General features: G+C 71.5%; 6 protein-coding genes. 2 read left to right on the top strand and 4 right to left on the bottom strand.

All coding sequences use genetic code 11. The features are described from left to right. Positions 1-393: 393 nt before the first annotated feature. Both AB0F52_RS48560 and AB0F52_RS48555 read right to left on the bottom strand, forming a co-directional pair. Positions 394-1,080, bottom strand: a complete 687-nt coding sequence (locus AB0F52_RS48560) for a TetR/AcrR family transcriptional regulator (protein WP_360186448.1) — start codon at positions 1,078-1,080, stop codon at positions 394-396. Between the two features lie 119 nt (positions 1,081-1,199). Then, complete coding sequence (locus AB0F52_RS48555; RefSeq protein WP_360186445.1) at positions 1,200-1,604, bottom strand: hypothetical protein; 405 nt, start codon at positions 1,602-1,604, stop codon at positions 1,200-1,202. Between the two features lie 175 nt (positions 1,605-1,779). On the opposite strand from AB0F52_RS48555, the gene AB0F52_RS48550 reads away from it, so the two are divergent. After that, positions 1,780-2,724: a TIGR03564 family F420-dependent LLM class oxidoreductase gene (locus tag AB0F52_RS48550; RefSeq protein WP_360186442.1), complete on the top strand. Its 945-nt coding sequence runs from the start codon at positions 1,780-1,782 to the stop codon at positions 2,722-2,724. Position 2,725: 1 nt separating this feature from the next. Continuing rightward, complete coding sequence (locus AB0F52_RS48545; protein ID WP_360186440.1) at positions 2,726-3,817, top strand: alpha/beta hydrolase; 1,092 nt, start codon at positions 2,726-2,728, stop codon at positions 3,815-3,817. An 88-nt stretch (positions 3,818-3,905) separates the two neighbouring features. Here AB0F52_RS48545 and AB0F52_RS48540 read toward each other — a convergent pair whose 3' ends face one another. Beyond that, complete coding sequence (locus AB0F52_RS48540; protein ID WP_360186438.1) at positions 3,906-10,268, bottom strand: type I polyketide synthase; 6,363 nt, start codon at positions 10,266-10,268, stop codon at positions 3,906-3,908. 13 nt (positions 10,269-10,281) lie between these two features. Then, a complete protein-coding gene (locus AB0F52_RS48535; protein ID WP_360186435.1) occupies positions 10,282-13,116 on the bottom strand; it encodes a phosphopantetheine-binding protein in 2,835 nt (944 codons plus the stop codon). Between the last annotated feature and the right edge of the window lie 84 nt (positions 13,117-13,200).

Genomic DNA, 13,200 nt, shown 5'->3' with positions numbered 1-13,200 from the left:
GACGCCTACCGGATCATCGTCGACCTGACCACCGGAGTGGTCTGGTTCTCGCCCAACCACTACACGGACTTCTACAAGATCTGAGTCCACCGAGGTCGAGGCCGTGCTCCGGTGCCCGCGGTTCGGGAGCCGGGCGCGGCCTTGCCCTTGCTCAGGGCTGTTCGCCGGCCAGGAGGCGCTACCCGTTCTGTTCGACGAGCCGCTCGGCGGTGAGCCACTGACCACTCGTTCGGTGCGGGTGACCGTCCACAGGGGATCCGAGGCGAGTTCGGCCACCGACCGCGCGTCGACGAATGAAGCGCCGGTCGCGGGGTACACCTGCGGTATGACGACTTCGCCGTTCGAGCCGAATCCGCAAACGGGACACCAAGAGGTCGCGGCCGCCGATCCCGGTCAGGGGGCACCTGATACCGCCGACGGGTTCGGGCCTGGTGAGACCGGACCCGACGTGATCCTTCCGCACGACGACGCCGAGGAAGAGCCCGACGCCTGAGAGCGGGTGATTCCCGGCATCGAGCTGGCGCGCAGTCCGTCCAGTACGAGGGTGATGACGTCGTCGGCCTCGGCTCGCCAATCGGGGCGGTCGTGGGTCGCGCCGATGCCGTGGAGCGCCATCATGACGGCGCCGAGGTCCACGTCGTCGCGTACGGTGCCTGCCTTGACCGCGGCGGCCACCAGGTCGGTGACGGCCTGCTCCAGTGCCTGGCTGCCTTCGGCAAGAGTGCTCGAGTGGTCGGTCCAGAGGGTGGCCAGCGTCCGGGCGAGGCCCTGGTGGGTGTCCATGTGGTCGACCATGCCGCGGAGGAAGGTCGCCAACGCTTCCGCCGCGGGCCGGGTGGCTTGGAGGTGGCGGGCGCGGTCGCACAGCGTGGCGACTTCCCCGCGGTAGACCGCCTCGGCCAGCGCCTCCCGGGTGGGGAAGTGGCGGTACAGCGTGCCGGTGCCCACTCCGGCCAGGCTGGCGAAGTCGTCGAAGCGCAGGTCGAAGAAGTCGCCGGCGGCGGCGACCTCGCGTGCGGTGGCGAGCAGGGCCTCGCGCTTGCGCCGGGCGTCGGCTCGCAGCGGCTTGTCGGCGGTCATGCGCTCCCTCGCGTTGACAACTGGAGACGGACGGCTCGCTGCCGCGGATACCCATGCCGAACCGCACCGCACCGGCTCCGTCGACCGCGACCTGATCGCCGGGCAGCCGGTTGACCGGCTCAGCCGAACAGGAAGACCGCCGCGTCCATCACCTGGTGTGGCTCCTTGACGCGCAGCATGCGCACGCCCGTCCAGCCCGCGTAGCGTCCGCTGACGCCCTTGGCGTCCAGGGTTTGCCAATGACCGGCCCGGATTTCGTTGCCGTCCATCCAGCCGTCGATGGCGATCGTGCCGTCCTGCAGAGTGAGTTCCTCCTCGTAGTGGATCATGAGGTGGTTGTCCGACGGCCGGTGGTACTCGATCTTCCCGCGGCCGGTCAGCGTGCCGATCTTGTGGCCGTCCTTGTCGAGCAGCGTGGTGTCGTAGGTGTCGGAATCCCCCACCTTCGGCACGTCGGGGCTTTCGCCCTTGTAATGCAAGGTGACCATTTCGGTGAGGTCCACTAACGCGATGTTGTCGGCCATCGGATTCCTTCTCGTCCGGTCCTGGTTTCCGTTGTGCCGCCAGCATGCGGCCGCGGGCTAAAGCGGCGCCAATCCGCGATCCACGCGTGCCGGCCGGCGCGCAAGCAATGCTTTAGCGGCGGGGGCCAGGGTCGGGCGAGAAACCAACAGCCATGCCGTGGAAGGAACCTGTCGCATGACGCATGACATCGGCGTAATACTCACCCCGGCCGCCGATGTCGGCGGGGGATTGGACAACGTCGTCGACACCTTGATCCGCAAGACCCGCGAGGCCGCCGAAGCCGGTTTGTCGTCGGCGTGGTTCTCGCAGCTGTTCGACCACGACGCCATCACCGCGGCCGCGATCGTCGGACGGGAGGTGCCGGGCATCGCCATCGGCAGTGGTGTGGTGCCGCTGTGGCCGCGCCACCCACTCACCATCGCCGCGCAGGCGCAGACCGCGCAGGCCGCCACCGGCGGGCGCTTCACCCTGGGCGTCGGGCTCGGTGCGAAGTCCATGATGGAGCCCGCGTTCGGACCGGGCTGGGACCGGCCGATCCGCCGCCTGCGCGAGTCGCTGACCGTGTTCCGGCAGGCGTTCAGCGGAGAGCAGGTCGGCTTCGCGGGCGAGGTGATCACGGCGCAGCCGGTGATGCCGACCGCGGTCGCCGGCGGTGGCGGTGTCCCGGTGGTCGTCGCGGCCGTGGGGTCACAGGCGCTGCGGGTCGTCGGGGAGCTCGCGGACGCGGCCATGCCGTTCCTGGCGGGGCCGCGCGCACTGGCCGAGCACATCATCCCGGACGTGGCGAAGGGCGCCGCGGCCGCCGGCCGTGCGGTGCCCCGGATCATCGCCGCCGTGCCGGCGATCGTCACCGACGACGCCGAGACGGTCCGCGACATCGCGAACCAGGGATTCTGGTACTACCCGGACCTCCCCTCGTACCAGCGGCTCTTCGCGGCGGAGGGGGTGACGCACCCGGCGGAAGTCTGCTTGATCGGCACCGAGGACGAGGTGGCGGCCGGGATCCGCCGGTACTTCGACGCCGGCGCCGACGCCGTCGTGCTCAGCCAGTCGGGGATCCACTCCCTCGAAGAGCAACGGCGGACCTGGGCGCTCGCGGGCGAGCTCGCCAAGAGCTGACATGAACGACATCGCGGAGCTCAAACGGTTCGTGGTCCTCCATGCGCGTGCGCAGCAGCTTCCGCCGGAGCAGTGCCGGGCGGTGCTGGACCGGATCGACAACGACGAGGAAGGGCAAGCGGGATCCTGGGCGGTCGAGTGGTCGCGGTCCGCGGCGGAGCTGCGTGAGCGCGGCGACCTGCTGGCCGCGTCCCGGCACTGGACGATGGCCCGCTTCCCCTTCGTCGACGGACCCACCCGGCAGAAGGCACTGGACGACGCGGTCGGCGCGTTCGACGGCTGGCGGGCCGAGGCCGGCATCGACCGGGTGCGGCTGGACACCCCCGGCGGCGAGCTGCGCTGCTGGGCCACCGAGCGGCCGGCCGGGCCCGCCCGGCCGCTGCTGCTGGTCATGGGCGGCATCGTCAGCACGAAGGAACAGTGGGCACCCGCGCTGCCGCTGGTGCACCGGCTCGGGATGACCGGGGTCGTCGCGGAACTGCCGGGTGTCGGCCAGAACACCCGGCAGTACGACCGGGACAGCTGGCGGATGATCCCCGATCTCCTCGACGCTCTCGGGCCGGTCGCGTCCGGTGTGGACATCTACGCGCTCGCGCTCAGCTTCAGCGGCCACCTCGCGCTGCGGGCCGCGGGCCACGACGAGCGGTTGAAGGGCATCGTGCTGGCCGGTGCGCCGGTCCACGACTTCTTCGCCGACCCGCAGTGGCAGCGCGGGATTCCCCGCGTCACCCGGGACACGCTGGCCCACCTGACGGGGACGGAGCCGGCGGAGGTCGCCGGCCGGATCGCCGGCTGGGGGCTGACCGACGACGAACTGCGGGCGGTGCGGATCCCGGTGAGCTGCGTCGTCAGCACGCGCGACGAGGTGATCCCGCGATCCGACGTCGACCGGCTGATCCGGACGCTGCCCCACCTGCGGCTGCTCGAGCACGACGACGTCCACGGCTCACCCGACCACGTGGCCGAGTCGCAGATGTGGAGTGTCCGGTCCGTACTGCGGATGAGCGGCGCCCGGCCGCTGCAGCGGGTGGGGTTGACCGCCGCGCTCGGGATGACCCGGTTGCGACGCAAGCTCGCCGCCGCACGAACCTGAAGCCGGCCGGGGCTCCGGCCCCGGCCACCACCCCGACGGGAAAACCCGGCCGGTGCCCGCAGGGGGACACCGGCCGGGTTTTCGCCGTTCAGCCGCCGGTGCTGCCGAGTTCGCGGTCGATGAGGTCGAAGATCTCCGCCACCGACGACTCCCGGATCCGGTCTCCGACCGTGGCTTCCTGCTCGGTGCCGGTCCAGCGGGCGAGCAGCGCCTGCAACCGCGTCACCACCAGCTCCCGGGCCGGCGCCTCCGCTTCCTCGACCGTCTTCTCCACGGCCTCCAGGTGAGCCATCGCGGCGGACAGCGGGTCCGGCCCGGCGCCGATCAGCTCGCCGCACAGGTACTCGGACAGTGCCGTCGGGGTGGCGTAGTCGAAGACGAGCGTGGCCGGCAGGTTCAGCGCCACCGCGGTGCTCAGCCGGTTGCGCAGCTCCACCGACGTCAGCGAGTCGAACCCGAGGTCCTTGAACGGCTGCCCCGGGTCGATCGCGTTCGGATCGTCGTAGGTGAGCACGGCCGCGACGTGCGCGCGCACCAGGTCCGACACGGCCCGGTTCCGGTCGGCTCCGGACAGACCCGCGAGCCGTTCGGTGAAGGCGTCCGCCGTGCCCGCCGTCGTGGTCGCCGCGCGGCGCATCGAAGCACGCATCAACCCGCGCAGCATCGCCGGCACGGCGTCGCGGGGGGCCGAGGTGTCGACACGCATCGGCGCGATCAGCGCCTCCGGACGGGCGAACGACGCGTCGAACAGGTCGAGGCCCTGTTCCACCGACAGCGGCATCAGGCCACTGCGGCGCATCCTGGCCAGATCGACGTCGCTCATGTGCTCGGTGAAGGAACTGGTGACCGACCACAGCCCCCACGCGAGGGACGTGCCGCTGAGCCCGTTCGCCCGCCGGTGCGCCGCCAGTGCATCGAGGGACGCGTTCGCTGCCGCGTAGCTGCCCTGTCCGGGACCGCCGAGCAGGCCGGCCGCGGAGGAGAACAGCACGAACGCCGCGAGCTCGCGGCCCGCGGTCAGCTCGTGCAGGTGGCGCGCACCGGTGGCCTTCGCGCGCAGCACCGCTTCGAGGTCTTCCGCCGTGATCGCGTCGACGGTGGCGTCCCGGGCCACCCCGGCGGTGTGGACCACCGCGGTGAGCGGGTGCTCGACGGGCAGCCGGGCCAGCACGTCCGCCACGTCCTGCCGATCGCCCACGTCGGCGGCGAAGATCGTCACCTCGGCTCCGAGCCCGGCCAGCTCGGCGACCAGCGGCGCGGTGCCGGGGTGGCCCGGGCCCCGGCGGCTGAGCAACGCGAGGTGCCGGACGCCGTGCCGTTTCACCAGGCGCCGCGCGATCTGCCCGCCGAGCACGCCGGTGCCGCCGGTGATCAGGACCGTGCCGGTGGGGTCGGGCGGCCGGGGAACGGTCATGACCACCTTGCCCACGTGCCGGGCTTGCTGCATGTGCTGGAACGCGGCGGCCGCCTGCCGGACGTCCCAAGCGGCCAACGGCAGCGGACGCAGGTCGCCGGACTCGAACAGGACCGACAGGGCGTCGAGCATTTCGCGGATCCGGTCCGGGCCGGCCTCGATCATGTCGAAGGCCCGGTAGGTCGTGCCCGGGTGCCGGCGCGCGACCTCGGTGGCCTCGCGGACATCCGTCTTGCCCATCTCCAGGAAACGTCCGCCTGGCCGGAGCAGGCGCAGGGACGCATCGACGTATTCGTGGGCGAGCGAGTTGAGCACGACGTCGATGCTCGCGTCGCGGAACCGGTCTTCGAAGCCGGTGTCCCGGGACGACGCCAAGTGGTCGTCGTCGTAGCCGAGCTCCCGCAGCGCGTCCCACTTCGGCCGGCTCGCCGTGCCGAACGTCCGCACCCCCCAGTGCGCGGCGAGCTGCCGGGTCGCCATCCCGACACCGCCGGCGGCCGAGTGGATGAGCAGGCGCTCGCCCGCCCGGACCTGACCCAGATCCACCAGCGCGTAGTACGCGGTCAGGAACGCCACGGGCACGGTGGCCGCCTGGGCGTACGTCCAGCCGTCCGGAATCCGCATCAGATTGCGGTGATCGGTGATCGAGGCCGGGCCGAGGCAGCCGGGGAACAACCCGGCCACGCGATCACCGGGCGCGAAGTCCCGCACCGCGTCCCCGGTGGCCGTGACGACCCCGGCACCGTCGCTGCAGAGCGCCGGCACCTCACCCGGGTACATGCCCAGCACGACGAGGACGTCCCGGAAGTTCAACCCGACGGCGCGGATGCCCACCCGCACCTCGCCGGGCGCGAGCGGCCGGTCGGCCGCCTGGTCGTCGAGCACCGCGAGACTGGCGGCGGTACCGCCGCCCGTCACCCCGATCCGCCATGCGGACGAGCCTTCCGGCGGCGCCAGCACCGGTACCGTGGCGGCCCGGTCCAGCCGCGGCGCGTACACGACGCCGTGCCGGATGGCGAGTTCGGGCGCGCCGGCCGCGATCGCCGCGGGAACGGCGGCGGCGGACTCCGCGGCTCCGTCGATGTCGATCAGCGCGAACCGCCCGGGGTGCTCGTTCAGCGCACTGCGCATCAGGCCCCACACGGCGGCCGCGGCCAGGTCGGTGACGTCTTGACCGGCCTGCGCCGACACCGCGCCGCGGGTGAGGACGACGAGTCGCGTGCCACCGAACCGGCCGTCGGCCAGCCACTGCTGGACGCGGTCCAGCGCGACCGTGACGGGCTCGGCCCCGTGGCAAAGCACCGCGACGGCCGGCGCCCGGTCCGGGTCGCATTCGTGGGTCGGCACGCCGTGGGCCGCGAGGCCGAGTGTGTCGGGACCGGACACGGCCAGGGGGCCGGGCGCGCCCTCGGGCAGCTGACGGACCACACCCCACTGGGGAACCAGCATGGACTCCCCGGTGGCGGCGTCACCGGCGCGCAGGGCCGCGGTGGTGACCGGACGCACTCGGACCGATCCGGCGTTCAGCACCGGCGCACCCACCGGGTCGGCGAGCTGGAGGCTGACCCGGTGCTCACCGGTTCGGGCGAGCCGGACTCGCACCGCCGTCGCACCGGTGGCGAACAGTTCGATGCCGCTCCAGGAAAAGGGGACGAGGACGTCGTCGCCCGCCATCCCGTCCAGGGCGAAGGCGTGCATGCAGGCGTCGAGGAGCGCGGGGTGGATCCGGTACTGCTGCGCCTCCTCGTGCCGGTCGGCGTTCAGTTCCACCTCGGCGTACAGGTCGTCGCCCCGGCGCCAGACCGCCCGCAGGTTGCGGAAATCGGGCCCGTAGGCGTACCCGGCCTCGGCGAGGTCGTCGTACAGTCCGGACAGGTCGAGGGGCTCGGCTTCCGAGGGTGGCCACGCCGTCGCCCATTCGTCCACATCGGACTCCTGGGCGGGCGCTGCGCTGATCGAGCCCGTGGCGTGGGTGGTCCACGACAGGTCGCCGTGGCCGTCCTGCGGCTGCGACCGGATCGCGAAGCCGCGTTGCCCGGCCGCGTCGGCGTCCCTCACCTCGACCTGCAGGCTCGTCGCGCCGGTGGCCGGCAGGGGCAGGGGTGCCTCGATGGTGAGCTCGGTGACGTACGGGAACCCGAGCGCGGTTGCGGTGTGGAGGGTGAGGTCGAGGAGGGTGGTGGCGGGGGCGATGGGGGTGCCGAGGATGGTGTGCTGGGTGAGCCAGGGGTGGGTTCGGGGGGTGATGCGTCCGGTGTAGACGGTGGTGTTGCCGGGGAGGGTGATGGCGCCCGCGAGGTGGGGATGCGTGGTCGGCTCGAGGCCGAGGTCGGCGGGATGGGTGTCGGGCGCCGGAGTGAGCCAGTAGGTGCTGCGTTGGAAAGGGTAGGTGGGTAGGGGAACGTGTTTTCCGGTGGACCCCGGCCAGGTGATGGTGTGGTGGGTGCGGGTGTGGAGGGTGGCGAGTGTGGTGTGGAGGCTGGCGGTTTCGGGTTTTTTGGTTTTCAGGGTGCCGAGTACGAGGGGTGCGGTGATGTGGGGGGTGAGGTGGGTGTCGGGCCCGATTTCGAGGTAGGTGGTGGTGCCGTTCTCGTTGAGGTAGTTGATGGTTCTGGCGAAATCGACGGTGTTGCGGGCGTGACTCGCCCAGTGGGCCGGCCAATCGATGGCAGCGGTGAGTGGCTGGCCGGTGGTGCACGAGATGACGGGGATGGTGGCTGGGTGGTGCTCGACTGTTCGAGCGGTTTCGGTGAGGGGGGCGAGCGCGGGGTCCATGAGGGGTGAGTGGAAGGCGTGGCTGACTTGGAGCCAGCGGGTTTTGTGACCGTTGTCCTCGAGCTGGGTGGCGAGTTTTTCGAGGGCGGGCCGGGGGCCGGCGAGAACGAGTGCGTCGGGGTTGTTGATCGCGGCGACGGCTACCTCGTGACTGAGGTGGGGGTTGATGATGTCGGTGCTGGTGTTGACGGCGAGCATGGCGCCGCCGGGTGGTAGTGCTTGCATGTGGTGGGCGCGGGTGGTGATGAGGGTTGCGGCGTCGGGGAGGGTGAGGATTCCGGCGGTGTGTGCGGCGGTGATTTCGCCGATGGAGTGGCCGGTGAGGTAGTTGGGGGTTATTCCGGTGGCGCGGATGAGGTGGTAGAGGGCGGTTTCGAGGGCGAAGATGGCGGGTTGGGCGTAGCCGGTTTGGTTGAGGAGGGTGGCTTCTTGGGTGTCGGGGTCGGCGAACATGAGTTGTTTGAGGGGTCGGTCGAGGTGGGGGTCGAGGTGGGCGCAGGTTTCGTCGAGGGCGTCGGCGAAAGTGGGGTGGGTCTCGTAGAGTTCGCGTCCCATGCCGGGGTGCTGGCTGCCTTGGCCGGTGAACACGAACGCGGTCTTTCCTTCCACCGGGGTGCCGGTGATGACGGCGGGGGAGGGGTTTCGGTCGGCGAGTGCTTTGAGTCCGTTGTGGAGTTCTTGGTTGGTGTTGCCGATGAGGGCGGCTCGGTGCGGGAGGCCGGCGCGGCTGGTGGCCAATGCGTGGGCGACGTCGTTCAAACCGGCGTCGCCGGCGAACGGGACAAGCCGCGCGGCGTAGTCCGCGAGCGCTGCTTCGGACTTGGCGGAGATCAGCCACGGCAGCACCACCCCCGAGTCGGCAGGCGCCTCGGCCTCCTCCTGCGGTGGCTGTTCCAGGATCAGGTGGGCGTTCGTGCCGGAGAGCCCGAACGAAGAGATCGCGGCGCGGCGTGGGCGGGACGTCGTGGGCCAGGGCGCCGGGCTGGTGAGCAGCCGGATGCTCTCGTCCCAGGTGACGTGCGGCGAAGGTTCGTCGGCGTGCAGGGTCCGTGGGAGTGAGCCGTGGCGCATGGCCATGGCCATTTTGATGATGCCGGCGATTCCGGCGGCGGCTTGGGTGTGGCCGATGTTGGATTTGATGGACCCGAGGTGCAGGGGGTGGTTTTTGGGCCGGTGGTGTCCGTAGGTGGCCAGTAGGGCTTGGGCTTCGATGGGGTCGCCGAGGGTGGTGCCGGTGCCGTGGGCTTCGACGGCGTCGATGTCGGCGGGGGAAAGCCGGGCGTTGGCGAGTGCTTGGCGGATGACGCGTTCTTGGGCGGGTCCGTTGGGTGCGGTGAGGCCGTTGCTGGCGCCGTCTTGGTTGACGGCCGTTCCGCGGATCACGGCCAGGATCGGGTGTCCGTTGCGTTGGGCGTCGGAGAGACGTTCGAGCAGCAGTATGCCCGCGCCTTCGGCCCAGCCGGTGCCGTCGGCTCGGGCGCCGAAGGATTTGCACCGGCCGTCCGGCGCCAAGCCCCGTTGCCGCGAGAACTCCACGAACGCGCCCGGCGTGGCTATCACGGTGGCGCCGCCGGCCAGGGCGAGCGAACATTCCCCGGCCCGGAGCGCCTGGCCGGCCAGGTGGACGGCGACCAGGGAAGACGAACACGCGGTGTCGACGGTGATGGCGGGGCCGTGGAAGCCGAAGGTGTAGGCCAGGCGGCCCGACGCCACGCTCCCGGCCTTGCCGGTCACGACATAGCCTTCGACCGCCTCCGGGGCACGGCCCGCCTCCGGCCCGTAGTCGTGGTACACGATTCCCGCGTAGACACCGGTGTCACTGCCTCGCAGGGTGGCGGGGTCGATTCCGGCGGCCTGGATGGCTTCCCAGGCGGTTTCGAGCAGGAGTCGTTGCTGCGGGTCGGTGGCGAGTGCTTCGCGGGGTGACATGTCGAAGAAGGGCGCGTCGAAGTCGCCGGCGTCGTAGAGGAACCCGCCGTGGCGAGCGTAGGTCGTCCCCACCCGGTCGGGGTCCGGGTCGTAGACCGCCTCGATGTCCCAGCCTCGATTGTCCGGGAACGGCCCGATCGCGTCCGCGCCCGAATCGACCAGGTCCCAGAGGTCCTCCGGTGAGCGCAGCCCGCCGGGGAACCGGCAGCCCATGCCCACCACCGCGATCGGCTCGTGACCGGCCGCCTCGGTCTCGGCGAGGCGACGCCGGGTGTCCCGGAGGTCGGAAGCGGCGCGCTTGAGATAACTGCGCAGCTGCTCGTAGTCGGACATTCCCGTGCCCCCATCAGTTGTCGTTGTTGATGATCGCGAAAAGTTCTTCGTCGGTCGCGGACTCCAGGTCACCGGACTCCGGCTCGTCCGGTCGGCGTTCGGCGTCGATCCGCGACGCGAGTTCCGTCAATCGCCGCGCGAGCGATCCGCGTGAATCCGCGTCCGGCACGTCCGCGAGCGCGCCCTCCAGCCGGCCGAGCTCCTCCTCGAAGATCTGCGTGGCGGACGGTGCGGCGGGGGCGATGCGGGCGCTGACGTACTCGGCGAGCGTCTCGGGCGTCGGGTAGTCGTAGACGAGCGTCGCCGGCAGCGGCACCCCGGTCCCGGTCGCGAGCCGATCCCGCAGCTCGGTCGCGGTGAGGGAGCTGATCCCCAGCTCCTGGAACTGCTGATGGGCGGAGATCGACTCGGCGCCGGTGTAACCGAGCACGTCGGCGACCGCCTGCCGCACGAAGTCCAGCACGCTGTTGCGCACCTCCTCGGGTGACTGCTCACCGAGCGTGCGTCGCAGGTCGAGCCGGGGCCGGACCGGCTCGGCCCGCTGCACCGGAGCCGCCCCGCCCGCGAGGTGCGCGGCGACCAGCCGGGGGTGCGGCTCGACGAGTGCCTGGTCCAGGAAGCTCAGGGCGGCAGCAGCGGACATCGGGATCTGCCACGCCTGCTCACCCCCGTGGGCCACACGCCGGGCGACCGCCGTGGCCCCGGCCCGGGGACCCCACGCCACGGCCGTGCCGGGAAGTCCCTCGGCGTGCCGGTGGGCGGCGAGGGCGTCCGCGAAAGTGGTGGCCGCGGGGCCGGTGAAGGCGGAGAACAGGACGAAGGCCACGAGGGGCCGGTCCCGGGTGAGGCGGTGGAGGAGCCAAGCGGTCTCGTCGGCACCCTCCGCGGTGTGGATGACGGCGGTGACGGGGTGCCGGTCGACGACGTCGGCGAGGGCCTCGGGGCCGGTCCCGGAGACCAGGACGTGCCGCACCCCGTGGTGCTGGGTGAGGTGATCCGCGACAAGCCCGCCGACGCCGTCTCGCTCGCCGGTCACCAGGACTGTGCCGCCCGGATCCCAGCCGGTCGCGGGCCCGGCGGAGAGGGGGACGAGGTGAGCGGTGTGCAGGACCCCCTCCCGCAGCGCGTACTGCGCGTGGCCACCGGCGAGAACGGCGGCGATCAGCTCTTGGGTCAGGACGGTGCCGGAGTCCAGATCGGCGAGGACGACGCGGCCGGGGTGTTCGGCTTGGACAGCGCAGAGCTCACCCCACGCGGAAGCCGGCTCGAGGGCGCCGGTGGTCGCGTCACGCGTGAGGACGACGAGGCGGACATCGGAAAGCCGGTCGTCCGCGAGCCACCGCCGGACGAAGGTCACCGCTCGCTCGGCGACGGTCCGGGCGGCCACCGGAAGGTCGTCACCGCCGGTGGGAGCCGGCGCGGAGTAGACGACCGCTTGCGGCAGCTCCGCCGGATCCAGGTCGTCGATCCCGGACACGGCCGGAAGACCGGTCACCGGGGACGAGCCGATCGCGACCACCGAACCCGGCTCCACCGGCCCGGTCCGGACCGGAAGCGGACGCCACTGGACCACGCGCAACGGCTGGGCGGTGGCCGGCGAAATCAGCCGGTCCGGCGCGATGGGCCGGAACTCGACCGTGCCGGCGGACATGACCGGTCGCCCGTCCGCATCGCCGACCAGCACGGCGTATCCGTGTTCGACCGGGCTGAAGCGCGCGCGCAGGACGGACGCCCGGTGCCCGGTGAAAGCCACCCCGGTCCAGGAGACCGGGAACGGAACGCCGGCCGCCGTCCCGGCCGGCACGACGGGGCGCAGGGCGGCGTCCAGCAAGGCGGGGTGGACCGTGAAGCCGTGCTCGACGTCGGGCAGCGCGACCTCGGCGTAGATGTCGCCGCCGTGTTCCCACGCCGCGGTGAGGCCCTGGAACACGGGACCGTACTCGTAGCCCAGCCCGGCGAGGCGGGCGTGAAGGCCGTCCAGTTCCAGCGGTGTCGCCCCGGCCGGGACGACCCACGACCGCGTCCTGGGTGGGACACCGGGCGATACCACCGCGTGGGCGTTCAGCACGGACCGGTTCGTCCCCTCGGCGACCGTGTGGATGCTGACATCACGCCGCCCGGCCCCGTCCGGCGGCTCGAGGGTCACCTGGACGCGCACCGCCGCCCCGTCCGGCCAAGCCAGCGGCGTGTCGATGTCGAACCGGTCGATGTGCTCGCAGCCGAGGCTGCCGGCGGTGTGGAGGATGAGGTCGAGGAGGGTGGTGGCGGGGGCGATGGGGGTGCCGAGGATGGTGTGCTGGGTGAGCCAGGGGTGGGTTCGGGGGGTGATGCGTCCGGTGTAGACGGTGGTGTTGCCGGGGAGGGTGATGGCGCCCGCGAGGTGGGGATGCGTGGTGGGCTCGAGGCCGAGGTCGGTCGCGTCCGTAGCCCGCGCAGAGCCGGTGGGCCAGTAAGTGGTGTGTTGGAACGGATAGGTGGGGAGTGGGGTGTGCCGTCGGGTGGGGCCTGGCCAGGTGACGTTGTGCTCGGTGCGGGTGTGGAGGGTGGCGAGTGTGGTGTGGAGGTTGGTGGTTTCGGGTTTTTTGGTTTTCAGGGCGCCGAGTACGAGGGGTGCGGTGATGTGGGGGGTGAGGTGGGTGTCGGGCCCGATTTCGAGGTAGGTGGTGGTGCCGTTCTCGTTGAGGTAGTTGATGGTTCTGGCGAAGTTGACGGTGTTGCGGGCGTGGGCGGCCCAGTCGATGTCGGTGGTGAGTGGTTGGCCGGTGGTGCACGAGATGACGGGGATGGTGGCTGGGTGGTGCTCGACTGTTCGAGCGGTTTCGGTGAGGGGGGTGAGTGCGGGGTCCATGAGGGGTGAGTGGAAGGCGTGGCTGACTTGGAGCCAGCGGGTTTTGTGGCCGTCGTTTTCGAGTTGGGTGGCGAGTTTTTCGAG

This window comes from Amycolatopsis sp. NPDC024027, assembly GCF_040638975.1.
Taxonomy (GTDB): domain Bacteria; phylum Actinomycetota; class Actinomycetes; order Mycobacteriales; family Pseudonocardiaceae; genus Amycolatopsis.
Note: the sequence above shows the minus strand (reverse complement) of the source record. Positions and strands in the feature narration are given on the sequence as shown.